Consider the following 23,716-nt stretch of genomic DNA (forward strand, 5'->3'; position numbering starts at 1 on the left):
AGCGTCCATTTCTAGTAGACCGTCACTTCGTGCTTGACCTCGCCGGTCTCCGCGTCGACCTCGGCCGGGTCGGCGGGGCCCTCTTGCGCGACCTTCTTGATGAGCTTGAACTCGACGACGGCCAGCGAGCCGTAGATCAGGGTGAAGACCAGCAGTGAGATCAGGACCTCGAGCCCGGTCACGTTCGGCGAGACGCCGTCCTTCGTCCGGAGCAGCCCGAACACGAGCCACGGTTGGCGGCCCATCTCGGTGAAGATCCAACCGACGATCATCGCGGCCATCGGCAGCGGCACCGTCCAGGTCGCGACGCGCCACACCCAGCGCCGGGTCGGGAAGCGGCCCTTGCGGGTCAGCCAGAGACCCACCAGCGAGACGAGCACCGCGCCGACGCCGAGGGCGATCATCCACCGGAAGCTCCAGTAGGTCACCCAGATGATCGGCCTGTAGTCGCCAGGACCGTAGACCTGGGTGTACTGCGCCTGCAGGTCGTTGATGCCCTCGACCGTGCCGGTGAAGGTGTGCGTCGACAGGAAGGACAGCAGGTACGGCACCCGGATCGAGAACAGCTCGTGCACACCGTCCGGGGTGCCGAGGGTGAAGATCGAGAACGAGGCGTCCTTGCCGGTCGCCGTGTTGTACAGCGCCTCAGCCGCGGCCATCTTCATCGGCTGGGTGTCGACCATGGTGAGGCCGAGCTGGTCGCCGGTCAGGACGGTCAGGGCTCCGGCAGCGAGCATGGTCCACATGCCGAACTTCAGCGCCGGCATCATCGTCTCGAGGTGCTGGTTGCGGGCCAGGTGGTAGGCCGCGACCGCGATGATGACCGCGGCGGCGACCATGAAGCAGGCGAACAGGGTGTGCGGGAAGGCCGCGAGGGCCACCTTGTTGCCGAGCACCGCCCAGATGTCGGTCAGCTCCGCACGCCCCTTGGCCTCGTTCATGGCGAACCCCACCGGGTGCTGCATGAACGCGTTCGCGGCGATGATGAAGTACGCGGACATGATCGTGCCGGCGCTGACGCACCAGATGCTCGCCAGGTGCAGCCCCTTCGGCAGGCGGTCCCAGCCGAAGATCCACACGCCGATGAACGCCGCCTCGAAGAAGAACGCCAGGATGCCCTCGAGCGCGAGCGGCGCCCCGAACACGTCACCGACGAACCGTGAGTAGTCCGACCAGTTCATGCCGAACTGGAACTCCTGCACGATGCCCGTCACGACGCCCATGGCGAAGTTGATGAGGAAGATGCGCCCGAAGAACCGGGTCAGCTGCAGGTAGTGCGCGCGACCGGTCCGGTACCAGGCGGTCTGGAACACGGCCACGACGGCTGCCATCCCGATCGTCAGCGGGACGAAGAGGAAGTGGTAGATCGTCGTGAGACCGAACTGCCACCGCGACAGGAGGAGCGGATCGAGGAGGTCGTTCATGCGGCGTTTCCCAGCCGGGTGGCCGCGCGCTGTTCGTGCACGTCAGTAGCTTCCTGTGGAACGGATACATCAGGTGTCACAGCCCTTGGGACACGTCAACGCTATCGCGGTGGCGACCGGCTCGACAACTTGTAGAACCCTCCTGTGCACAAACGTGCAGGCGCCCTGATCGGCACAACGGTGCGGCACAGATGTTCGCATCATCCGCTCCACGAACCACGACAGGCGCCGGGTAGATACCCGACGCCTGTTGTTTAATCCGCGAGGGGCGCTTACAGCAGGCCCTCGTCCGTCAGCCACTCCTCGGCGATCGTTGACGCCTTCTCCTTGTCCGCCGTGCTCTTCGTGTTGAGCTCGATCAGCGCCTCGGTCGTCAGCTTCTCGTTCACCGCGTCGATCGCTTCGGCGGCCTTCTCGTTCACCTTGTCGGACACGACCGGGATCACGTTCTGCGGGAGGATCAGGTTCTCCGGGTCCTTCAGCGTGACGAAGCCGTTCGCCTTGATGCTCGGATCGGCCGTGTAGATGTCGGCCAGCTGGACGGTGCCGTCCTTCAGGGCCTTGACCGTGAGCGCTCCGCCGGAGTCCTCGATCGCCGTGAAGTCCACGTCGACCCCGTAGACCGACTTCAGCCCCTTCGGACCGTACGGGCGGGTCTGGTTCTCGGAGTTCCCGCCCATCGTGAGCTTCTCGTCGACGTTCTTGAGGTCGGCCAGGCTCGTGACGTCGTTGTCCTCGGAGAACTGCTTCGTCACGGTGTAGCTGTCCTGGTCGGTGGCCTCGGCCTCGTCCAGGACACGCAGGCCCTTCGGCAACGCCTTCTCGAGTCCGTCGTCGATCAGGTCGGCGGTCTTCGCGTCGGAGTCCTTGTCGAAGTACTGCAGCAGGTTGCCGCTGTACTCCGGCATGACGTCGATCGCCCCCTTCTCGAGCTGCGGGATGTAGACCTCGCGCTGCCCGATGTTGAAGTTGCGCTCCACGTCGAAGCCGTCCTTCTCGAGGACCTGGGCGTAGAGCTCGGCGATGATCTCGTTCGAGTAGTACTGCTGCGAGCCGACGACGATGGTCTTCGAGTCGGACGACGAGCTGGAGCCGCTGTCGAGCGGGTCGCTCGACGCGCAGCCGGTCAGGGCAGCTGCGACGCCCAGCGCCAGCGCGGCTGCGGCGCCGGCACGGATCTTTGCTGTGATCACGATGGATTTCCTTCCGGGAATGGGTTGCGGGCTCGCTCGCGCGACCCCTGGCGTTGTCGGGCCGACCTGTCGGCGGTGCCCTTCGGCACCGCCGCACGCTGCAGCACGGCGAACACGATCTCGAACGCGATCGCGAGCGCGATCACGAGGATGGAGGCGCCGAGCATCTCGGCGTAGTCCTGGGTCTTCAGCCCGAGGAAGAAGTAGCCGCCGAGCCCACCCGCACCGACGTAGGCGGCGAGCGTCGCCGTGGCGACGACCTGCAGCACCGCGGCACGGAGCCCGCCGATCAAGAGCGGCAGGCCGAGCGGGATCTCGACCTTCCAGAGGATCTGCCACCCGGTCATGCCCTGCGCCTTGGCGGCGTCGACCGTCACGGGTTCGACTGACTCGATACCGGAGTAGGCCCCCGCCAGGACCGACGGGATCGCGAGCACGACGAGCGCCAGGAGCGGTGCCTGCAGGCCGATGCCGAGCAGGAGCCCGAACAGCGAGAGCACACCGAGCGTCGGCAGCGCCCGGACCCCACCGGACACCGCGATCGAGAAGCCGCGCGCGCGGCGCGTGTGGCCGATCGTGTAGCCGACCGGCACCGCGATCACCGAGGCGATGAGCACCGCGAGCAGCGTGATCCACACGTGCTCCCAAACGCGCTCGGGGATGGCGTCGTACCCGGTGTAGTTGGCGGGGTCGAACACCCAGCCGAAGGCCTGTCCGATGATCACGAGGAGACCTCCGCTGCTCGCAGGACGCGCCGGGCCTGCCGTCGCGACACCGAGTCCGTGCGGGCCCAGGGCATCACGAGGCGGCCGAGCAGGACCAGGAGCCCGTCGATCGTGAACGCGAGCACGAGCACCATGACGATGCCGGAGAGGATCTCTTCGTAGATGCCACGACCGAGGCCGTCGGTGAACAGCGATCCGAGGCTCTGGATGCCGAGGACCGCACCGACGGTGGTCAGCGAGATGGTGGACACCGAGACCACGCGCAGCCCGGCCAGCAGGACCGGACCGGCGAGCGGGAGTTCCACGCGGAAGAACCGCTGGGCGGACGAGTACCCCATCGCGGTCGACGACGACTTGGTCGCTTCGTCCACCGAGGTGAGCCCGTCCACCGTGGACCGGACCATCAGCGCGAGGCCGTAGAGCGTCAGACCGATGATCACGTTGACCGGGCTCTGCAGGTCGGTGCCGATGATGCTCGGCAGCGCGACGAAGAGCGCGAGCGACGGGATCGCGTAGAGCAGGCCGGCGAGGGTCACGATGCCGCTACCGACACCCGATGCGAGCCGGGACCCCCCCGGGCGTTGCAGCCGGACGACGACCCAGCCGATCGGGATCGACAGCAGGAAGGAGATGATGATCGGCGGGATCGCGACCACCAGGTGCGAGACCGTGTCGTCCCCGATCGTGTCGAGGTTCGACAGGATCCACTTCACCGGATGCCCCCACCCTGCGCCGGAGCACCCGGGGCGCCGTGCGGCACTCCGGCCTCTGCTGCACCGAGACGGGGCTGCGGAACCGCGGCCGCGGCGTCGACCACCTGCGCCGGGCCCGTCAGGACGCCGGCCGCCCGGCCCTCACCGTCGACCACGACGGGGCCGGCGGGGGTCTGCTCGACCCGGAGGGCACGGCGACCGCGAGCGGCGCCGATGAAGTTCGCGACGAAGTCGTCGGCGGGCTCCGCCAGGATCTGTGCCGGCGTCCCCTGCTGGGCGACCTCGCCGCCCTTCTTCAGGATGACCACCTGGTCGCCGAGCTTGAACGCCTCGTCGATGTCGTGCGTCACGAACACGACGGTCTTGCCGAGCTCACGCTGCAGTCTGATGAGCTCGTCCTGCAGGTCGCTCCGGACGAGCGGGTCGACGGCGCCGAACGGCTCGTCCATGAGCAGGATGTTCGGGTCGACCGCCAGCCCGCGGGCGACACCGACGCGTTGCTGCTGACCACCCGAGAGCTGGGAGGGGTACCGGTCGGCGAAGGCCCGGTCGAGCCCGACGGTGTCCATGAGCTCGAGCGCACGCTTGCGGGCGTCAGCCCGGGAGACCCCGGTGAGCAGCGGCACGGTCGCGATGTTGTCCACGACCTTGCGGTGCGGGAGCAGGCCGGAGTTCTGCATGACGTAGCCGATGCGACGACGGAGCTCGACGGGGTTGACCCCGGCGACGTCCGACCCGTCGATCTCCACCGCGCCGGAGGTGGGGTCCACCATGCGGTTGATCATGCGGAGCAGCGTGGTCTTGCCACAGCCGCTGGAGCCGACGAAGACGGTGGTGGTCCGGGACGGGATGACCAGATCGAACTGCTCGACGGCGGTCGTGCCGTCCGGGTAGGTCTTGCGCACCGAGCGGAACTCGATCATGGGTGCCCTTCTGTTCGGAGGTAGCCCGACTCCGGATGAGAGTACCCGGGGGCACCGACATCGGTTCGGTGTGACGATGCGTGACGGCCCCGCGGCGGGAGCCGACGCCGGTGGACGTGCACCGCGTTCGACGCGACCGGCTGGGACGACGACGCCCGCGCCTCCTGTTCGGAGACGCGGGCGTGATCGGATCGGTCGCGCGGCGTGGCGCGCTGGTCAGGAGGCGGCGATCACCGATCCCAAGTGGGCGCGGTTCATCGTGCGGTACTCCTCGATGAGCGCGACGTCGGGGTGCTCACGGTCGCGGTGCGCGCGTGCCAGCACGGCGTGCCCGGACTCGGCGAGCACCACCCAGGCCCGGGTGATGCGCTCGTTGTCCGGAAGACCGAAGCGGTCGCGCATGATCTGACCGACGGCGGCGCCGAGCGCCCCCATGCGGTCCTCGGCGTCCCCGGTACCGGTGTCGGCGGGGTCACCGAAGCGGATCGCGCGGAAGCCCGGCTCGGTGCGGTACATCTCGGCGGTCATGTCGATGAGCGCGTCGTTGGCGTCCTGCCAGGTCTCGGCGCCACTGGCGTCGAGCGCCTCGACGAAGCGGGCCGCGAGCCGCTGGGTGCAGCGGATGGCGAGTGCCTCGACGACGGCGATGCGATCCGGGAAGTACCGGTAGACGGTGCCGATGGACGCCCCCGCCCGTTCGGCGACCATGGCGGTCGTGAGCCGTTCGAACCCGATCTCGTCGATGACCGCGGCAGCGGCGTCGAGGAGGCCGGCGAGGCGCGCCGAACTGCGGGCTTGGACCGGCTCGTTCCTGAGCAGTGATGATCCCCCCGGCAGAGCGTTCGTTACCTCGGTGACGAGCACGTGTTCTCCTCTTGCGCTCCAGCGCGGTTGGTTGGTGTGACGGGGACAACTTTCGCAGAGACCACCTGGAACATGGCTGCGACTCACCAGGTCCGTCGACGCGTGGACTTCCGAGGCGTCCGTGGGATGATGGCGCCATGCCCGACCCGACGCCCCACGAGCCGTCGTTGGCCGAGCCGCTCCTGCACCGCGCGGCCCGCATCGAGGACGCCGTCCAGGAGTTCCGCGAGCAGCGTGCGCGTCGTCACGGCCTGGTCCCCACGGTGGTCCCCTACACCGGCTACGGCGCGCCCGGGTGGGTGCGGATCCTCTGCCGCGTGCTGCTGACGCGCCGCGGCCTCGCCTCCGACGTGTCCTACGCCGGCGTCCGTGGCTGGAAGAGCTTCACGAGCGTCGCCGTCGACCACGCCGAGGTCACCGTGACCGCCGGTGGCGTCTCGCACGTGGTCGAGACCGACCGCGGCGGCGTCGTCGACACGATCGTGCCGATCGACCTCGAGCCCGGCTGGCGCACCGTGCGACTGTCCGCCGGGGGCGGGCGTGACGTCGAGGCCGACGTGTTCGTGGTGCACCCGGACGCCCGGTTCGGGCTGCTGTCGGACATCGACGACACCGTGATGGTGACCTCGCTCCCCCGCCCCATGCTCGCGGCCTGGAACTCCTTCGTGCTCACCGAGCACGCCCGCCGACCCGTACCGGGCATGTCCGTGCTGTACGAGCGGATCCTGGCGCAGCACCCCGGTTCGCCGACGGTGTACCTGTCCACCGGTGCATGGAACGTCGCCCCGACGCTGCAGCGCTTCCTGACGCGCAACATGTACCCGTCCGGCACGCTGCTGCTCACGGACTGGGGCCCCACCCACGACCGGTTCTTCCGCAGTGGACAGCTCCACAAGCAGGAGAACCTGCGGCGGCTGGCGAAGGACTTCCCGGACATCCGGTGGCTGCTCGTCGGCGACGACGGTCAGCACGACGAGAGCCTGTACGGCGACTTCTCGCGCGAGCACCCGGACAACGTCGCCGGGGTCGCGATCCGACAGCTCTCGACGAGCGAGGCCGTGCTGGCCGGTGGTCGGTCGCGCGCACAGGAGCGCTCGCGTGACTCGTCGGCACCGTGGGTCTACGCGCCGGACGGCGCCGGACTGTGGAGCGAGCTCGCCCGGGTCGGCATCACCGAGGCCGACGCCTCCGACCCGGCCTGAGCGGCTCTTCACACGGACGCAGCTCACGGGCCTCGATGCTCGGGCGCGGGGTGTTCGATCGGTCCATGAGCACCGAGCAGCAGGACCCACCGGCACCCCGGGCGACGACGGCGACGGCGGCACCGCACAACCGCATCGAGGACCACGCCCTGATCGGCGACACCGGCACCGCCGCACTCGTCGGCCGTGACGGCACCATCGACTGGGCCTGTCTGCCCCGTTTCGACAGCCCGTCCGCGTTCGCGTCACTGCTCGGCACCGAGGACCACGGGCACTGGACGCTGCGGCCCGACGACGACGACGCGACCGCGGAACGGAAGTACCACGGCGACACCCTCGTGCTCTCCACTGTCTGGACGACGCGCGACGGCGTGGTCGAGGTCACCGAGTTCATGCCGGTCGGGGCGCACCGGCCGTCGATCGTGCGACGGGCCCGCGGGCTGCGCGGCTCGGTCGAGATGCGGCAGACGCTCCGGATCCGGTTCGACTACGCCCGCGCCCTGCCCTGGATCCGGCAGATCGGCGACACCGACGAACCCTCCCTGCTGGCGACGGCCGGGCCGGGGTCTGTGATCGTCCGCGGGCCGCAGTTCCGGGCTGACGGTCACCGACACACCGCGGTCACCACGGTCCGCGACGGCGACGTCCTGGACACCGTCCTCACCTGGTACCCGTCGCACCGGGAACCGCCGGTGCCGCTCGACGTCGACGCCGCCCTCGCGCAGACCGTCTCCTGGTGGACGGACTGGACCGCACCCGCCCGGACCGAGGGCCGCTACGCCGCGGCCACGCGGCGCTCGCTCGTGTTCCTCCGTGCGATGACGCACGGCGAGACGGGCGGCGTGGTGGCCGCCGCGACGACCAGTCTGCCCGAGGACCCGGGCGGGGAGCGCAACTGGGACTACCGCTACGTGTGGCTCCGTGACGCGTCCCTCGCGCTCGCCTCGCTCATCGCGCACGGCTACGGGGACGAGGCCACCCACTGGCGGGGTTGGCTGCTGCGAGCCATCGCCGGTGACCCGGCCGAGGTGCAGATCATGTACGGCATCGCCGGGGAGCGCGAACTGCCCGAGCGCGAGCTGCCCGAGCTGCCGGGCTACCTCGGCTCCACCCCGGTCCGGGTCGGCAACGGCGCCTCGACCCAGTACCAGGGCGACGTCTTCGGCGAGGTCCTGTCCGCGCTGCACGATGCCCGGGAGCTCGGGGTCGAGGAGAACGCCGACTCGTGGGCGCTCCAGCGTGCCCTGCTCGGCTACGTCGAGGAGCACTGGCAGGAGCCGGACAACGGCATCTGGGAGATGCGCGGACCACGACGGCGGTTCACGCACTCCCGGGCGATGATCTGGGCGGCGTTCGACCGCGGCGTGGCCGCCGCCGAGGAGTTCGGGCTCGAGGGGCCCGTCGACCGCTGGCGGACCCTGCGCGACACCGTGCGGGCCGAGATCGAGGAACACGGGTGGAACGCGGAGCGCGGCGCATTCCGGCAGCACTACGACACCGACGAGGTCGACGCGAGCCTGCTCGTGCTGCCACAGGTCGGCTTCCTCCACGCCGACGACCCGCGGATGACCGGGACGGTCCGCGCCATCGAGGAGGACCTGCGTGTCGGCAGCGACGGCCTCGTGCTCCGCTACCGCACCACCGCCGGCTTCGACGGGCTCTCCGGTGCGGAGCACCCGTTCCTGGCGTGCTCGTTCTGGCTCGTCGAGCAGTACGCCGGCTCTGGGCGGATCACGGACGCCGAGCGCCTGATGGACGTGCTCGTCGGGTACGCGAACGACGTCGGCATGCTGTCCGAGGAGATCGACGTCACCACCGGACACCACATCGGCAACACCCCGCAGGTGCTGTCACACCTGACGCTCGTGTCGGCGGCGGACGCCATCGAGCGTGCCCGGGGCGCGCGGGTCGGACACCGCACGCGGGTGCCCGTCCACGACGGCGGCACTCGATCGTGGACCGGCGAGGGCGAGCGAGCCGGGTTCCCCGCCTGACACGCCCGCGACGAGACGCCGGCGTCTTGCGACGCTCTGCAAGCCCGCACACGACGGACGGGAGGCCCGGTGCCAGCTGGCACCGGGCCTCCCGTCCGTCAGATGCAGCGCATCAGGACACGGCGTCCGTCAGGACGACGACTCCCAGTCCGCCGGGCCGCGCGAACCGGCGCGGTACTCCTCGAGCGGGACCTCGTCGGCCTTCCACGCGGCCACGACCGGCTCCACGATCTCCCAGCAGCGCTCGGCCACGTCGCCGCGGATCGAGAGGAGCGGGTCGTCGTGGAAGATGCCGTTCAGGACCTCGCCGTACGGGGTCAGCTCGCCGTCGCTGAAGGACGACGACAGCGTGACCTGGCCCATCTCGAACGGGTTGCCGCCACCGTTGGCCGACACCGACAGCTCGATCTCGTCCGGGTTCAGGACGATGCGGAGCGTGTCGGTCTTCGGACGACCGGTCAGACCGGAGGGCAGCCGCGTGACCGGCTTGAAGGTGATCAGGACCTCTTTCCGGCTGGTGCCGAGCGCCTTGCCGGAGCGCAGCGTGAACGGGACGCCGGCCCAACGAGCGGTGTCGACCTCGACCGAGATCTCGGCCAGGGTCTCCGTCTTGCGCGACGGGTCCACGCCGTCCTCGTCCTGGTACGACGGCAGCTCCTTGCCGTCGATCGTGCCCGCGGTGTAGACGGCGCGGCGCGAAGCGATCGTGGCGTCGTCGCCCTTCAGGCGGGTGGAACGCAGGACACGGGCGAGCGACGAGCGGAACTCCACCGCGTCGATCGCGGCCGGGGCGTCCATCGTGACCAGAGCGAGGATCTGCAGCAGGTGCGACTGGATCATGTCGACCATCGCGCCGGCCTCGTCGTAGTACTGAGCGCGGTTCTCGAGACCGAGGGTCTCGTCGTAGAAGATGTCGACCTTCTCGATGTTGTCGGCGTTCCAGATGGGCTCGAACAGGCGGTTCGCGAAGCGCAGACCGATGATGTTCAGCACCGTCGTGCGGCCGAGGAAGTGGTCGGTGCGGTGCACGCGATCCTCGGGGACGAGCTTCAGGACCGTCTCGTTGAGCGCCTGGGCGCTCGCCACGTCGGTGCCGAAGGGCTTCTCGAAGGCCAGCGTCGTGCCCTCGGGGAGTTCGACGTGCTGCAGCGCCTCGCAGATGTCGGAGGCGATCTGCGGCGGGAGCGCGAAGTACAGGATCGGCTCGTACTCGGCCGCTGCGAGGAGCGCCTCGAGGTGCTTCGGGTCGGTCGGGTCGCCCTGGATGAACTGCGTCGACTCGATGGTCGCGTCGACCTCCGGCCCCTTGACGTCCTGCGACGCGAAGGACTGCGTGACGATGTCCTTCCACTTCTCGGGGCTGCGCTCGCTGCGGCCCGTGCCGATCAGCTGCACGGGAACGGCTCGGCCGCTCTGCAGGAAGGTGCCGAGGCCCGGCAGGAGCAGGCGGGAGGCGAGGTCGCCCGTCGCGCCGAAGATGATGAGGGTGCGCTTGTCGGTCACCTGAGGTGACTCCTTTCGCTGTGGTGGGAGGTCCGCTCCAGTCAAGTCGCGGGCGGGCCCGTTTGTTCCGGATCGGGACCGGAGTTTCGTCACCTGGACGCACTTCGGGCGGCACCGTTCTGGTGCCGCCCGAAGTGTCCGGTGCGCTGCAGCGCCGGGTCAGTGCCCGAAGTTGCCGCGGTAGTACTCGTAGACCCAGCCGACCAGGGTGATCGCCACGAGGACGAGTCCGATCGGGACGATCCACAGGCCAGCGGCGACGCCGAGGAAGCAGACGCCGACCGCGGCGGCCAGCAGGATGGGCCACCACGACCACGGGCTGAAGTGCCCGAGCTCGGCGTCGCCGTCCTCGATGTTGGCGTCGGGGCGGTCCTCGGGCAGCACGCCGCCCTGGGAGGACATGACCTTGCCGAGGTAGAAGGCGATGAACGCCGACATCAGCCCGGTGAGGCCGATGGCCACCGTGCCGACCCACTCGGGCTCGCCGTAGTAGATCATCGCCCACGTGGTGTACGCGGCGTCAGCGAGGACGAAGAATCCGAAGAGGATCCAGAACAGGTTGGTGTTCGCGCGCATGGCCTTACTTCACCTCGCCCTTCGCGGCGTCGTAGGTCGGGGCATCGGGGGCGTCCTTGGCCGGACCCACACCGATCGGCACACCGGCCTCGGGGTGGTTCAAGTCGAAGGCCGGGGACTCCGAGCGGATTCGCGGGATCGACGTGAAGTTGTGCCGTGGCGGCGGGCAGGAGGTCGCCCACTCGAGCGAGCGGCCGTAGCCCCAGGGGTCGTTCACGGCGACCTTCGGAGCGTTCCGAGCCGTCACGTACACGTTGAAGATGAACGGCAGGAACGAGATCGCGAGGATCATCGAGCCGATCGTCGACAGCTGGTTCATCCAGGTGAAGCCGTCGTTCGGCAGGTAGGTCGCGTATCGACGCGGCATCCCGACGACGCCCAGCCAGTGCTGGATGAGGAACGTGGTGTGGAACCCGACGAACAGGAGCCAGAAGTGGATCTTGCCGAGACGCTCGTTGAGCATCTTGCCGGTCCACTTCGGCCACCAGAAGTAGAAGCCGGAGAACATCGCGAAGACGACGGTGCCGAAGACCACGTAGTGGAAGTGCGCCACCACGAAGTACGAGTCGGACACGTGGAAGTCGAGCGGCGGAGAGGCCAGGATCACACCGGTGAGCCCACCGAACGTGAAGGTCACCAGGAACCCGATCGCCCACAGGATCGGCGTCTCGAACGTCACCGAACCGCGCCACATCGTGCCGACCCAGTTGAAGATCTTCACGCCCGTCGGCACCGCGATGAGCATCGTCATGAGCGAGAACCACGGCAGCAGGACACCACCCGTGACGTACATGTGGTGCGCCCAGACGGTGATCGACAGGGCCGCGATGGAGATGGTCGCGTAGACGAGGGTCTTGTACCCGAAGATCGGCTTCCGGCTGAAGACCGGGAAGACCTCGGAGACGATGCCGAAGAACGGCAGCGCGATGATGTACACCTCGGGGTGCCCGAAGAACCAGAACAGGTGCTGCCAGAGCAGCGCCCCGCCGTTCGCCGGGTTGAAGATCTGCGCGTCGAACACACGGTCGAGCCCGAGGCCGAACAGCGCCGTCGCGAGGACCGGGAACGCCATCAGGACGAGGAGTGCCGTCACGAGGGTGTTCCACGTGAAGATCGACATGCGGAACATCGTCATGCCCGGGGCACGCATCGTGATGATCGTGGTGATGAAGTTCACGGCGCCGAGGATCGTCGAGAACCCGGTCATGCCGAGGCCGAACACCCACAGCGTGCCACCGAGCCCTGGTGTGAACGTCGTGTCACTCAGTGGCGCGTAGGCGAACCAACCGAACGACGCGGCGCCCTGTGGGGTGAGGAAGCCGCCGACCGCGATCAGCGAACCGAACAGGTAGAGCCAGAAGGCGAAGCCGTTGAGTCGCGGGAAGGCGACGTCGGGGGCACCGATCTGGAGCGGCATGATCGCGTTCGCGAACCCGGAGAACAGCGGCGTCGCGAACATCAGCAGCATGATCGTGCCGTGCATCGTGAACAGCTGGTTGTACTGCTCCTTCGTGGCGACCACGTGCAGGCCGGGCTCGAAGAGCTGGGCACGGATCACGAGCGCCATCACACCTGCGAGCAGGAAGAAGATGAAGGACGCGATCAGGTACATGTACCCGATGGTCTTGTGGTCGGTGGAGGTGATCCACCGAACGACGATGTTGCCCTTCCGGCCCACCTTCGACGCCTGGAAGTCCGGCGTCGGAGTCTGGGTCGGTTGGCCGACGAGTGACGTTGTCATCTGACGAGCCCCTACTTGTTCTCGCTGGACGCCTCGACCGGCGCCTTGTTGTTCGGTTCGTTGCTGTTGGTGTTGTACTCGTCGCCGAGCAGGCCGACCTTGCCCTGGTCCTCCAGGGTGCCGAGGTACTTCTCGTACTCCGCCGGCGTGACGACCTTCACCTGGAAGAGCATCAGCGAGTGGTACTCACCGCAGAGTTCGGCGCACTTGCCCTGGTACGTGCCGAGCTTCTCCGGGATGAAGTACTCCCAGTTGGTCTTGCCCGGGAGCATGTCCTTCTTGTAGAGGAAGTCGATGACCCAGAAAGAGTGGTCGACGTCGCGCGAAGAGAGCTCGATCGCGACCTTCTTGCCCTGGGGCAGGTAGAGGGTCGGCAGCTGCGACTGGTCGATGGCCCCGTTGGCGTTCTCTTCTTCCTGGGCCTGGATGCCCTGGTAGTAGACGCTCTCTTCGGGGTTGTCCTTGTTGATGTAGTTGAAGTCCCAGCCCCAGCGCTTGCCGTACACGTGCACGGTGGCGTCCGGGTCGGTGAAGGGCTTCTCGATGGCCGACTGGTCCTTCGCGGTGAAGGCGAAGAAGCCGAGCACCAGGATGAGCGGCACGATCGTGTAGAAGATCTCGAGCGGCATGTTGTAGCGCATCTGCACGGGCAGGCCGGTCTGGCCCTTCCGGCGGCGGTACACGATCGCTGCCCAGATGACGAGGCCCCACACGATCAGACCGACGGCGAGGAGCACGACCCAGCTGGTGGTCCACAGGCCGACGATGCGACTCGTGTGGTTCGTGACGTCCTTCGTCTCCTCCGTGCCGGGGAGCCATCCGTTCATCTGCTGCTGCGTGCAGCCAGCCAGTGCGATGACCAGACCGACGGCCACCGGGACGGCCGCCCAACGTATACGGCGATTCGAACGCACTGTTACCTCTCGCAAAAGACGTGAGCTTCGGAGGTCAGCCCGTCGAGTCCGACGGCGAGCCGCACGAAGGCGACGCATGGCTGGCTCCCAGCTTGATTGGAACACTCCTAGCTTACTCGCAGCTCGGTACCGCTCGCGCACACGCGACACGGTTCTGGCCTCGATCCGCACCTGCGCGTGGCAGGTTTTCCCCGGTCACTCCGCGCTCCACTGCGCGGGCGCCGGTACCGAGAACGCGAGCGGGGAGCGACCGTTCTGGTCGCTCCCCGCTCGCGTGTCGGATCGGCTGGTGATCAGTGGAAGCTGTCGCCACAGGCGCAGCTGCCCTGCGCGTTCGGGTTGTCGATCGTGAAGCCCTGCTTCTGGATCGTGTCCTCGAAGTCGATCGTGGCACCGTCGAGGTACGGGACGCTCATCTTGTCGACGACGACCTCGACGCCGTCGAACTCGGCGGTCGTGTCACCGTCGAGCAGACGCTCGTCGAAGTACAGCTGGTAGATCAGGCCGGAGCAGCCGCCGGGCTGGACGGCGAGGCGCAGGCGCAGGTCGTCGCGGCCCTCCTGCTCGAGCAGGCTCGCGACCTTGCCAGCAGCGGCGTCGCTCAGGAGCACGCCGTGCGACGGAGCCTCGGTCGTCGGTGCGTCGTCGGTGATGGTGTCGCTCATCGCGCGTCTCCCTCCGGGCGGTGTGGTTCACCGCGCCTGGCGTCGATTGTAAGCACCCTCAGCTGCGCGTCGCGAGCCTGGCGAGCAGGATCGTCTCCGACGCGATGGCACGGTGCAGGACGCCGAGGTGCTGGGACTCGTTCGGGCTGTGCGCGCGGGTATCCGGGTCCTCGACGCCGGTGACCAGGATCTGGGCCTCGGGGAACTCCGCGGCGAGGTCGGACACGAACGGGATCGACCCGCCGATGCCCTGCTCGACCGCCTCGGCACCCCACCCCTCGCGCATGGCGGTGCGGGCCTCCTGGACGGCCCACCCTGCCGTGTCGACGAGGAAGCCGTCACCACTGTCGGGCTCGGTGATCTCGAGCCGTGCCCCGAAGGGAACGTGCTCGCGCAGGTGCCGCTCGACCGCGGCGGCTGCCTCCTGCGCGTCCTGCCCCGGTGCGACGCGCACGGAGACGCGGGCCGAGACCGACGGCAGCAGCGTGTTCGACGCGTTCGCCACGCTCGGGACGTCCATGCCGGTCACGGTGATCGACGGCTGGAACCACATGCGGGACAGCACGGCACCGGTGCCGATGGGCCGCACGCCGGGCACCAGCGCCGCGTCGCTGGCGAGCTCGTCGTCGGTGCGCTCCGGCACGTCGGCGTCGTAGGAGGCCAGGCCGTCGACCGCCACCGAACCGGCATCGTCGTGCAGCGAGGCGAGCAGCTTCACCATCGGGATCATCGCGTCGGGGGCCGCTCCCCCGAACATCCCGCTGTGGCTCGCGTGCTCGAGCGTCTTCAGCGTCAGCTTGAACGTGACGTTGCCACGCAGCGACACCGTGATGGACGGCACCTCGGTCGACCAGTTGTCACTGTCCGCCACGACGATGACGTCGGCCGCCAGGTGCTCCTTCTGCTCGCGCAGGAACGTGCGGAACGAGCGCGATCCGAACTCTTCCTCGCCCTCGACGAACAGCACGACGCCGAGGTCGAGGTCGTCGCCGAACTGCGCGTGGATCGCCCGCAGTGACGCGATGTGCGTCATGACGCCGGCCTTGTCGTCCGAGGCGCCGCGGCCGTACAGGCGGTCACCGCGCAGGGTCGGCTCGAACGGCGGCGTCTCCCACAGGGCCTCGTCGCCCTGCGGCTGCACGTCGTGGTGGGCGTAGAGCATCACCGTCGGCTTGCCGTTCCGCGCAGGGCGCACCGCGAGCACCGCGGGCTGGCCGAGCTCGGTCTCGGCGTCGGCCTCGGCGACGTCGGCCGTCGAGCCGGAGACCGCCGACCGCACGATCCGGACGTCGTCCGCGCCGAACACCCCGGTCGACCGGGCGAGGTCCGCGACGGCCTCGGCACTCGCACGCACGTTCGCCGGGTCGAAGGCCGACCAGGACACCGACGGCAGGCGCACCAGCGCCGACAGGTCGGCGATCGTCGTGGGCAGTGCCCCCTGCACGTGTTCGCGCAGGGCGTCGAGGAGCGCGGGGTCGGTCGCGGTGCTGTGCTGTTCGCTGTCGGTCATGCCCGGTAATCTAGAGGACGATCCCGCACGCACAACGCCGTTAGGAACGCACCGTGGCGAAGGCAGCCCCCAAGACCAACACGACCGTGAACCCGACCGAGGCCGAGCTCCTCGAGCAGGGCAAGGGCCGCCCGACGCCGTCGCGCCGCGAGCGTGAGGCAGCGAACCGTCGCCCCCTCGTCGGCAACACGCCGGTCGACAAGAAGGCCGCACGCGCTCGCCTCAACTCGGAGCGCGAGCGCGCCCGGGTCGGCATGGCCAACGGTGAGGAGCGCTACCTGCCCGCCAAGGACCGCGGGGAGCAGCGCCGCTTCGTCCGCAACTGGATCGACGCCCGCTGGAACGTGGGCGAGGTCATGATGCCCGTGCTCGTGCTGTTCCTGATCGTCGGGTTCGCCGCCGCGCAGACCGTCGTCGCGTCGTACTCGCTCCTGCTCGTCTGGGCGTTCGTGGCCCTGTTCATCATCGACTGCGTGGTGCTCTGGCTGTCACTCCGCCGGAAGCTCACCGGCAAGTTCGGCGAGCTGCAGCGCGGCACGTTCCTCTACATCCTCACGCGGGCGTGGCAGCTGCGCTTCCTGCGCCTGCCGAAGCCGCAGGTGCGACGCGGCCAGTACCCCACGCTCTAGTCACACGCGCACGACGAAGCGCCGCCCGGCATGCCGGGCGGCGCTTCGTCGTTCCCGCTCCCCGCGACGCCGCGCACATCGAGTGAGCACGAATGGTCGAGGGAGCACGGCGCACCCGACCCTTCCTGTGCTCACGAAGCGGCCGTATGCGCGCCAACACGACGGCCAGGAGGCACCTGGCGGTGTCGCCACGGGCCTCCTGGCCGTCGAGGAGTCGCGTCTACCGCGCGGCGCGACGCAGGCGACGACGGCGCAGGCGGTTGATGCGCGCGGCCCAGGTCGGACCCTCGTAGAGGAACGCCGTGTAGCCCTGCACCAGCGTCGCGCCGGCGTCGATGCGGTCCTGCACGTCCTGCTCGGTGGTCACACCGCCGACGGCGATGACGCAGAAGTCGGCGGGCACCGCGGCGCGGACGCGACGCAGGACCTCGAGCGAACGCGTCGCGAGCGGCGCACCGGAGAGCCCTCCGGCGCCCATGGCCTCGACGTCGGATGCGTCGGTGGCCAACCCGTCGCGCGAGATCGTCGTGTTGTTCGCGATCACCCCGGCGAGCCCGAGCTCGACCGCGAGACCGGCGATCGCGTCGATCTGCTCGTCGGTCAGGTCGGGTGCGATCTTGACGAGCACGGGCGTCCGGCCGGCGGCGTCGCGGACGGCGGACAGCAGCGGCCGGAGCTGGTCGAGTTCCTGCAGTCCGCGCAGGCCGGGCGTGTTCGGCGAGCTGACGTTGACCGCCAGGTAGTCGGCGAAGGTCGCGAGCCGTCGGGCAGACTCCAGGTAGTCGTCGATGGCGTCCTCGACCGCGACGACCCGGCTCTTGCCGATGTTCACGCCGATGACCGGTCGGCCCGGGTTGCGGCGGGCACGCTCGAGGCGGCGGGCTGCCGCGGCTGCACCGTGGTTGTTGAAGCCCATCCGGTTGATCAGCGCGCGGTCGGCGATGAGCCGGAACAGGCGCGGCCGCTCGTTGCCGGGCTGCGCCTTCGCGGTGATCGTGCCGACCTCCACGTGACCGAACCCGAGCAGCCCGAGACCGGCGATCCCGCGGGCGTCCTTGTCGAACCCCGCCGCGAGGCCGAACCGGGACGGGAAGTGGATGCCCATCGTGGTGACCCCGTCGGCGGCGGGAGGCCGGCAGTACCGCTCCACGACGCCGCTCAGGAACGGCAGGCGCGGCAGCCCGGCGATGACGGCGAACGCGAAGTGGTGCGCCCGTTCGGGGTCCATGTTCGCGAACACCGACCGGAAGACGACGCGGTAGCCGCCGCGGACGACCCGTGCGGCGATGTCGCTCACGCGCGGGTGCCCGACGATGCCGACGACCCGGTGGTCGTGTCCGAGGCCGCGCGGTGGTCGCGGCGGAGCTGCCCGATGGCGTCCTCGAAGTCCTCGAGCGAGTCGAAGGCCTGGTAGACGCTCGCGAACCGCAGGTACGCGACCTCGTCGAGCTCACGCAGCGGCGCGAGGATCGCCAGGCCGATGTCGTTCGCGTCGATCTGGCTCGACCCCGACGACCGGACGGTCTCCTCGACGCGCTGCGCGAGAACGGCGAGGTCACCGTCGGTCACGGGTCGGCCCTGACACGCCTTGCGCACGCCGGACACGATCTTGTCGCGGCTGAACGGCTCGGTGACGCCGTTCCGCTTCACGACGTTGAGCGATGCGGTCTCGGTCGTCGAGAACCGCCGACCGCAGTTGGGGCACTGGCGACGGCGACGGATGGAGGTTCCGTCGTCGCTCGTCCGTGAGTCGACGACGCGGGAGTCCGGGTGGCGGCAGAAGGGGCAGAACATGTCGTTCCCCAGGCTATCGGTTCGTCCGCTCCGTCACGGCGGCCCCGTGCGCGGGGAGTTGCTCCTCGGTGGAGAGCGCGACGATGTGGGGTGCGACCTCGGCGAGAGCCGCCGGCGTGTACCGGACGACCTGCTGCGGACGCAGGAACGTCGACGCGGACAGCCCGGACCCGAAGCGGGCCTGACCGCCGGTCGGCAGCACGTGGTTCGACCCGGCCAGGTAGTCGCCCAGGCTGACGGGCGTGCTCGGTCCGACGAACACCGCTCCGGCGGCGTCGATGTCGGCCAGCACGGCCTCGTCGTCGGCCGTCTGGAGTTCGAGGTGCTCCGGCCCGTAGGCGTTGCTCACGGTCGCGGCGTCGGTGAGCGAGTCCACCAGGACGATCGCGGACTGCGGTCCGGCCAGGGCGGTCTGGAGGCGCGCAGCCGTTCCGAGCACCGCGGTGCGTTCCGGGATGGCGGCCTCGACCGCGTCGGCGAACGCCGCCGACGTCGTCACCAGCACGCTGCCGGCCTGCTCGTCGTGCTCGGCCTGGCTGATGAGGTCGGCGGCGACGAACCCGGGGTCGGCAGTGTCGTCCGCGATCACGAGGATCTCGGTCGCGCCGGCCTCGGAGTCGATGCCCACCACACCGCGCACCAGACGCTTCGCCGCGGCGACGTAGTTGTTGCCCGGCCCGGTGACCAGGTCGACCGGCTCGAGGTCGATCTCGGACACGCCGTACGCCAGGGCGCCGATCGCGCCGGCGCCGCCCATCGCGTAGACCTCGTCGATCCCCAGCAGACCAGCTGCCGCGAGGATCGTCGGGTGCACCGCGCCGCCGTGGTCACGCTGCGGCGGCGACACCAGGGCGATCGAGGGCACGCCCGCGACCTGGGCCGCGACGACGTTCATCACGACGCTCGACGGGTAGACCGCCTTGCCGCCGGGGACGTAGAGCCCGACACGACGCATCGGCTGCCAACGCTGGTGCACCTCGGCGCCGTCGGCCAGGGTCGTCACCGAGCCCGTCGGCACCTGGGCCGCGCTGGCGGCGCGGACGCGGCGGATCGCTTCGTCGAGAGCGGCTCGCACCTCGGGAGCGATCCCGGCGACCGCGGCGGCGATCTCGGACGCGGGGACACGGACGTTCGCGGGTGCTCCCCCGTCGAACCGTTCGGCCTGGTCGCGCAGCGCCTGCGCTCCGTGCTGCCTGACCGCGTCCACGAGTTCGCGTGCGGCGTCGACCGCGTGCGACACGTCGACCGCGGCACGGGGCATGAGTCGGAGGAGTTCGGCACGGGCGGGGAGGCCGCCGCGGAGGTCGATTCGCTGCATCATCAGGAACCAGCCTACCGAGGCGTCGTGGGCGTCCGGGGCTCCCCGCTCCGCAGCACCTTCGCCATCGGCCGCCCCTTCGCGACCTCGTCGACGAGCTTGTCCAGGTAGCGGATCCGCCGCATCAGCGGGTCGTCGAGCTCCTCGATCCGCACGCCGCAGATCACGCCGGTGATCATCGACGCGTTCGGGTTGAGATGCGCAGCCGCGAAGAAGTCCTCGAACGTGGTCCCGTCGGCCAGGTGCTGCCCGAGCGCCCGGTCGTCGAAGCCGGTCAACCACTCGATGACCGCGTCGAGCTCCGCCTTCGTGTGGCCCTTGCGCGCCACCTTCGCCAGGTAGTGCACGTACACGTCCGCGACGGGCGTCCCGAAGATCCGGTGACCGGCCATGGTCGACGCTCCTACACCAGGCAGCGGGGTCCGAGCAGGCTCTTCAGCTCGCCGAACAGGTCCGGGGTCAGGTTCACCGGGAACGGCAGTTCGAACGTGCGCGCGACGTCGTCCTTGAGCAGCTTCAGCCGGACCTCGGTGTCGCCCTGGTGGCGGCCGAGCACGGCGGCGAGTTCCGTCACCGTGGTCGTCGTGGCCTGGCGTTCGGGCAACGACAGCGTGAGCGGGCCGGAGCCCATCGCGTCGCCGACGTTCGGCTGGAACATGCTCACCGCGTGCAGGGCCTTGCCGTCGTCGCGGACGTTGACGCGACCGCGCAGAACGACGATCGAGTCGGGGACCAGAGACGGGCCGAACTCCTGGTACGTCTTGCCCAGGAACATCACGCCGATCTGGCCGCCGAAGTCCTCGATGTCGACGATGCCGTACGGGTTGCCACTCGTCTTCGCCACCCGGTGCTGCACGCTCGTCAGCAGGCCGGCGACGGTCACCGTCTCGCCCTCGATCGAGTCGTCTGCGCTGAGCAGGTCGGCGATGGTGATCGACTGGTGCTTCGCCAGTTCGATCTCGAGCCCGGCGAGCGGGTGATCGGAGACGTAGAGCCCGAGCATGTCGCGCTCGAAGGCGAGCTTGTCGCGCTTGGACCACTCGGGGCGTTCCGGCACCTGGGACACCGCGGCCGACGGTGCTTCCTCGGCGACCTCGGCGAACAGCGAGTCGAAGTCGAACCCGACGTTGCCGTTGGCCTCGTCGCGCTTCACCTTGACGGCCCCTTCGACGGCGCCCTCGTGGATCTCGACCAGTGCGCGACGGGTGTTCCCGAACTCGTCGAAGGCACCGGCCTTGACGAGCGACTCGACCGTGCGCTTGTTCGCGGACGAGATCGGGATCTTCCGCAGGAAGTCGTGGAAGGACTCGAACGCGCCCTTCTCCTTGCGGGCCTTGACGATGTCATCGACGACGTTGAAGCCGACGTTGCGGATGGCACCCATGCCGAAACGGATGTCGTCCCCGACGGCGGCGAAGAAGCCGATCGACTCGTTGACGTCCGGCGGCATGACCTTGATGCCCATCCGGCGGCACTCGTTGAGGTACAGGGCGAGCTTGTCGCGGGCGTCGCCGACCGAGGTCAGCAGCGCGGCCATGTACTCGGCCGGGTAGTGCGCCTTCAGGTACGCGGTCCAGAACGAGACCACGCCGTACGCCGCCGAGTGCGCCTTGTTGAACGCGTAGTCGGAGAACGGCAGCAGAATGTCCCACAGCGTCTTGATCGCCGCGTCGGAGTACCCGTTGTCCTTCATGCCCTGCTGGAAGCCCGCGTACTGCTTGTCCAGCTCGGACTTCTTCTTCTTGCCCATCGCGCGGCGGAGGATGTCCGCCTGGCCGAGCGAGAACCCGGCGACCTTCTGCGCGATGGCCATCACTTGCTCTTGGTAGATGATCAGGCCGTAGGTCGTGCCGATGATGTCCTTGAGGGGCTCCTCGAGCTCCGGGTGGATCGGCGTGATCGGCTGCTCGCCGTTCTTGCGCAGCGCGTAGTTCGTGTGCGAGTTCGCACCCATGGGGCCCGGACGGTACAGGGCGATGAGGGCGGAGATGTCCTCGAAGTTGTCGGGCTTCATCAGCCGCAGCAGGCCACGCATCGGCCCACCGTCGAGCTGGAACACACCCAGGGTGTCACCGCGCTGCAGGAGCGCGTACGCCTCCGGGTCCTCGAGCCCCATGTTCTCGAGGTCGAGCTCGGTCCCACGGTTCGTCTTGATGTTGTCGAGGGCGTCACTGATGATCGTGAGGTTGCGGAGCCCCAGGAAGTCCATCTTGATCAGGCCGAGCGACTCCGCTGCCGGGTAGTCGAACTGCGTGACGATCTGGCCGTCCTGCTCCCGCTTCATGATCGGGATGATGTCGATGAGCGGGTCGCTCGACATGATGACGCCGGCAGCGTGCACGCCCCACTGGCGCTTCAGCCCTTCGAGCCCGAGCGCCGTGTCGAAGACGGTCTTCGCCTCGGGGTCGGTCTCGACCACGGTGCGGACGTCGACGGCTTCCTTGTAGCGCGGGTGGTCCTTGTCGAAGATCCCGGTGAGCGGGATGTCCTTGCCCATCACGGGCGGCGGCATCGCCTTGGTGAGCTTCTCACCCATGCCGAACGGGAACCCGAGGACGCGCGAGGAGTCCTTGAGCGCCTGCTTGGCCTTGATGGTGCCGTACGTGACGATCTGCGCGACGCGTTCCGACCCGTACTTCTCGGTGACGTACTTGATCGCCTCACCTCGGCGCCGGTCGTCGAAGTCGACGTCGAAGTCGGGCATCGAGACGCGGTCCGGGTTCAGGAACCGCTCGAAGATCAGGCCGTGCCGGATCGGGTCGAGGTCGGTGATGCGCATGGCGTACGCCACCATCGAACCGGCACCGGAACCACGCCCCGGGCCGACGCGGATGCCGTTGTTCTTCGACCAGTTGATGAAGTCGGCGACCACCAGGAAGTAGCCCGGGAAGCCCATCTGGTTGATGATCCCGACCTCGTAGTCAGCACGGTCCTGGACCTCTTTCGTGATGCCGTCCGGGTACCGGTACTCCAGTCCCTTCGCGACCTCTTTCTCGAACCAGGAGTGCTCGGTCTCCCCCTCGGGCACCGGGAACTTCGGCATGTAGTTGGCCGAGGTGTCGAACTCGACGTTGCAGCGTTCCGCGATGAGCAGCGTGTTGTCGCAGGCCTCGAGGTTGTCGCGGAAGACGTGCCGCATCTGCGCCGGGGTCTTCAGGTAGAACTCGTCGGCGTCGAACTTGAAGCGGTTCGGGTCGTTCAGCGTGGAGCCGGACTGCACGCAGAGCAGCGCCGCGTGCGACTTCGCGTCGTGGGCGTGCGTGTAGTGCAGGTCGTTCGTGCCGACCAGCGGGATGTCGAGGTCCTTCGCCAGGCGGATGAGGTCGCTCATGATCCGGCGCTCGATCTCGAGCCCGTGGTCCATCACCTCGGCGAAGTAGTTCTCCTTGCCGAAGATGTCGCGGTAGTCAGCCGCCGCCTGGACCGCCTCGTCGTACTGCCCGAGGCGCAGGCGTGTCTGGATCTCGCCGGAGGGGCAGCCCGTCGTGGCGATGATGCCCTCGTGGTACTCCTGCAGGAGTTCGATGTCCATGCGGGGCTTGAAGTAGTACCCCTCGAGCGACGCCTTCGACGACAGCCGGAACAGGTTGTGCATGCCCGTCGTGTTCTCGGCGAACATCGTCATGTGCGTGTACGAGCCGGCACCGGAGACGTCGTCGCCACCCCCGTCACCCCAGCGGACACGGGTCTTGTCCGAGCGGTGGGTGCGAGGCGTGATGTACGCCTCGGTCCCGATGATCGGCTTCACCCCGCCGGCCTTCGCGGCCTTCCAGAACTCGAACGCGCCGAACATGTTGCCGTGGTCCGTCACCGCCACGGCCGGCATGCCCTGCGCGGCGGTCTCCGCCACGAGGTCGGAGAGCCTGGCGGCACCGTCGAGCATCGAGTACTCGCTGTGCACGTGCAGGTGGACGAAGGAGTCGGAATCCGACACGGAACCTCCGGTTCGTACGGTGTGCTGCGGGGTGGGAACAGCCTAGCCGCGACCGCCCACATTCCCGCGCGCGTCGGGGCGGACGGGAGGCGCG

General features: G+C 68.8%; 20 protein-coding genes. 3 read left to right on the top strand and 17 right to left on the bottom strand.

Going from position 1 to position 23,716, the window contains the following annotated elements:
* Nucleotides 1-11 precede the first annotated feature (11 nt).
* From ITJ56_RS11810 to ITJ56_RS11835, 6 genes are all read right to left on the bottom strand, one after another.
* On the bottom strand, nt 12-1,424 hold the full coding sequence (locus tag ITJ56_RS11810; protein ID WP_194630809.1) for a cytochrome ubiquinol oxidase subunit I: 1,413 nt from the start codon (nt 1,422-1,424) through the stop codon (nt 12-14).
* A gap of 272 nt (nt 1,425-1,696) precedes the next feature.
* Nucleotides 1,697-2,617, bottom strand: a complete 921-nt coding sequence (locus ITJ56_RS11815; protein ID WP_194630810.1) for an ABC transporter substrate-binding protein — start codon at nt 2,615-2,617, stop codon at nt 1,697-1,699.
* The gene (locus tag ITJ56_RS11820) at nt 2,614-3,342 is read right to left on the bottom strand and encodes an ABC transporter permease (RefSeq protein ID WP_194630811.1); all 729 of its coding nucleotides are present in this window, start codon (nt 3,340-3,342) and stop codon (nt 2,614-2,616) included. The genes ITJ56_RS11815 and ITJ56_RS11820 overlap by 4 nt, the downstream gene beginning before the upstream one ends.
* Entirely contained in the window at nt 3,339-4,055 is a 717-nt protein-coding gene (locus ITJ56_RS11825; protein WP_194630812.1) for an ABC transporter permease, read from the bottom strand. Before ITJ56_RS11825 ends, ITJ56_RS11820 begins: the two co-directional genes overlap by 4 nt.
* Entirely contained in the window at nt 4,052-4,978 is a 927-nt protein-coding gene (locus ITJ56_RS11830; protein WP_194630813.1) for an ABC transporter ATP-binding protein, read from the bottom strand. The genes ITJ56_RS11825 and ITJ56_RS11830 overlap by 4 nt, the downstream gene beginning before the upstream one ends.
* Before the next feature lie 216 nt (nt 4,979-5,194).
* Nucleotides 5,195-5,842, bottom strand: coding sequence for a TetR/AcrR family transcriptional regulator (locus tag ITJ56_RS11835; protein ID WP_194630814.1), 648 nt, complete (start codon nt 5,840-5,842; stop codon nt 5,195-5,197).
* 137 nt (nt 5,843-5,979) lie between these two features.
* Between ITJ56_RS11835 and ITJ56_RS11840 the strand changes: the two genes are divergently transcribed.
* Both ITJ56_RS11840 and ITJ56_RS11845 read left to right on the top strand, forming a co-directional pair.
* Nucleotides 5,980-7,044 carry an App1 family protein gene (locus ITJ56_RS11840; RefSeq protein ID WP_194630815.1) on the top strand — a complete coding sequence of 355 codons (1,065 nt, stop codon included), beginning with the start codon at nt 5,980-5,982 and terminating at the stop codon, nt 7,042-7,044.
* 65 nt (nt 7,045-7,109) lie between these two features.
* Nucleotides 7,110-9,038 carry a glycoside hydrolase family 15 protein gene (locus ITJ56_RS11845; protein WP_228517683.1) on the top strand — a complete coding sequence of 643 codons (1,929 nt, stop codon included), beginning with the start codon at nt 7,110-7,112 and terminating at the stop codon, nt 9,036-9,038.
* A 129-nt stretch (nt 9,039-9,167) separates the two neighbouring features.
* Here the strand turns inward: ITJ56_RS11845 and ITJ56_RS11850 are convergent, their stop codons facing one another.
* The 6 genes from ITJ56_RS11850 to ITJ56_RS11875 form a co-directional block, all read right to left on the bottom strand.
* Entirely contained in the window at nt 9,168-10,541 is a 1,374-nt protein-coding gene (locus ITJ56_RS11850; protein ID WP_194630816.1) for a glucose-6-phosphate dehydrogenase, read from the bottom strand.
* A 159-nt stretch (nt 10,542-10,700) separates the two neighbouring features.
* Nucleotides 10,701-11,117 carry a cytochrome c oxidase subunit 4 gene (locus ITJ56_RS11855; protein ID WP_194630817.1) on the bottom strand — a complete coding sequence of 139 codons (417 nt, stop codon included), beginning with the start codon at nt 11,115-11,117 and terminating at the stop codon, nt 10,701-10,703.
* A 4-nt stretch (nt 11,118-11,121) separates the two neighbouring features.
* Nucleotides 11,122-12,858, bottom strand: coding sequence for a cytochrome c oxidase subunit I (ctaD, locus tag ITJ56_RS11860; protein WP_228517685.1), 1,737 nt, complete (start codon nt 12,856-12,858; stop codon nt 11,122-11,124).
* Between the two features lie 11 nt (nt 12,859-12,869).
* Nucleotides 12,870-13,772, bottom strand: coding sequence for a cytochrome c oxidase subunit II (gene coxB / locus ITJ56_RS11865; RefSeq protein WP_323749794.1), 903 nt, complete (start codon nt 13,770-13,772; stop codon nt 12,870-12,872).
* A 293-nt stretch (nt 13,773-14,065) separates the two neighbouring features.
* Nucleotides 14,066-14,437 carry a HesB/IscA family protein gene (locus tag ITJ56_RS11870; RefSeq protein WP_194630819.1) on the bottom strand — a complete coding sequence of 124 codons (372 nt, stop codon included), beginning with the start codon at nt 14,435-14,437 and terminating at the stop codon, nt 14,066-14,068.
* A 58-nt stretch (nt 14,438-14,495) separates the two neighbouring features.
* Nucleotides 14,496-15,947, bottom strand: a complete 1,452-nt coding sequence (locus ITJ56_RS11875) for a dipeptidase (protein WP_194630820.1) — start codon at nt 15,945-15,947, stop codon at nt 14,496-14,498.
* A gap of 53 nt (nt 15,948-16,000) precedes the next feature.
* Here ITJ56_RS11875 and ITJ56_RS11880 point away from each other — a divergent pair, with 53 nt between their 5' ends.
* Nucleotides 16,001-16,576 carry a DUF3043 domain-containing protein gene (locus tag ITJ56_RS11880; RefSeq protein WP_323749795.1) on the top strand — a complete coding sequence of 192 codons (576 nt, stop codon included), beginning with the start codon at nt 16,001-16,003 and terminating at the stop codon, nt 16,574-16,576.
* Nucleotides 16,577-16,796: 220 nt separating this feature from the next.
* Here ITJ56_RS11880 and ITJ56_RS11885 read toward each other — a convergent pair whose 3' ends face one another.
* The 5 genes from ITJ56_RS11885 to dnaE are packed head-to-tail and all read right to left on the bottom strand — an operon-like array spanning nt 16,797 to nt 23,571.
* Complete coding sequence (locus ITJ56_RS11885) at nt 16,797-17,873, bottom strand: quinone-dependent dihydroorotate dehydrogenase (RefSeq protein ID WP_194630821.1); 1,077 nt, start codon at nt 17,871-17,873, stop codon at nt 16,797-16,799.
* Nucleotides 17,870-18,370 (bottom strand): transcriptional regulator NrdR, encoded by a 501-nt coding sequence (gene nrdR / locus ITJ56_RS11890; RefSeq protein ID WP_194630822.1) that lies wholly within the window; start codon nt 18,368-18,370, stop codon nt 17,870-17,872. The genes ITJ56_RS11885 and nrdR overlap by 4 nt, the downstream gene beginning before the upstream one ends.
* 13 nt (nt 18,371-18,383) lie before the next feature.
* A complete protein-coding gene (gene hisD / locus ITJ56_RS11895) occupies nt 18,384-19,691 on the bottom strand; it encodes a histidinol dehydrogenase (protein ID WP_194630823.1) in 1,308 nt (435 codons plus the stop codon).
* 11 nt (nt 19,692-19,702) lie between these two features.
* Nucleotides 19,703-20,080: a DUF2200 domain-containing protein gene (locus ITJ56_RS11900; RefSeq protein WP_194630824.1), complete on the bottom strand. Its 378-nt coding sequence runs from the start codon at nt 20,078-20,080 to the stop codon at nt 19,703-19,705.
* 11 nt (nt 20,081-20,091) lie between these two features.
* Nucleotides 20,092-23,571, bottom strand: coding sequence for a DNA polymerase III subunit alpha (dnaE, locus tag ITJ56_RS11905; protein WP_416354779.1), 3,480 nt, complete (start codon nt 23,569-23,571; stop codon nt 20,092-20,094).
* Nucleotides 23,572-23,716: the final 145 nt, after the last annotated feature.

Origin of the sequence: Curtobacterium sp. VKM Ac-1376, assembly GCF_015351025.1 — a bacterium.
Taxonomy (GTDB): Bacteria; Actinomycetota; Actinomycetes; order Actinomycetales; family Microbacteriaceae; genus Curtobacterium.

What these genes read in the sequence shown, in the direction of transcription:
- ITJ56_RS11810 (WP_194630809.1), bottom strand. Translation starts at nt 1,424, where the DNA reads ATGAACGACCTCCTCGATCCGCTCCTCCTGTCGCGGTGGCAGTTCGGT.
- ITJ56_RS11830 (WP_194630813.1), bottom strand. Translation starts at nt 4,978, where the DNA reads ATGATCGAGTTCCGCTCGGTGCGCAAGACCTACCCGGACGGCACGACC.
- ITJ56_RS11840 (WP_194630815.1), top strand. Translation starts at nt 5,980, where the DNA reads ATGCCCGACCCGACGCCCCACGAGCCGTCGTTGGCCGAGCCGCTCCTG.
- ITJ56_RS11845 (WP_228517683.1), top strand. Translation starts at nt 7,110, where the DNA reads ATGAGCACCGAGCAGCAGGACCCACCGGCACCCCGGGCGACGACGGCG.
- ITJ56_RS11855 (WP_194630817.1), bottom strand. Translation starts at nt 11,117, where the DNA reads ATGCGCGCGAACACCAACCTGTTCTGGATCCTCTTCGGATTCTTCGTC.
- ctaD (WP_228517685.1), bottom strand. Translation starts at nt 12,858, where the DNA reads ATGACAACGTCACTCGTCGGCCAACCGACCCAGACTCCGACGCCGGAC.
- ITJ56_RS11870 (WP_194630819.1), bottom strand. Translation starts at nt 14,437, where the DNA reads ATGAGCGACACCATCACCGACGACGCACCGACGACCGAGGCTCCGTCG.
- ITJ56_RS11875 (WP_194630820.1), bottom strand. Translation starts at nt 15,947, where the DNA reads ATGACCGACAGCGAACAGCACAGCACCGCGACCGACCCCGCGCTCCTC.
- nrdR (WP_194630822.1), bottom strand. Translation starts at nt 18,370, where the DNA reads ATGTTCTGCCCCTTCTGCCGCCACCCGGACTCCCGCGTCGTCGACTCA.
- hisD (WP_194630823.1), bottom strand. Translation starts at nt 19,691, where the DNA reads ATGATGCAGCGAATCGACCTCCGCGGCGGCCTCCCCGCCCGTGCCGAA.
- ITJ56_RS11900 (WP_194630824.1), bottom strand. Translation starts at nt 20,080, where the DNA reads ATGGCCGGTCACCGGATCTTCGGGACGCCCGTCGCGGACGTGTACGTG.
- dnaE (WP_416354779.1), bottom strand. Translation starts at nt 23,571, where the DNA reads ATGCTCGACGGTGCCGCCAGGCTCTCCGACCTCGTGGCGGAGACCGCC.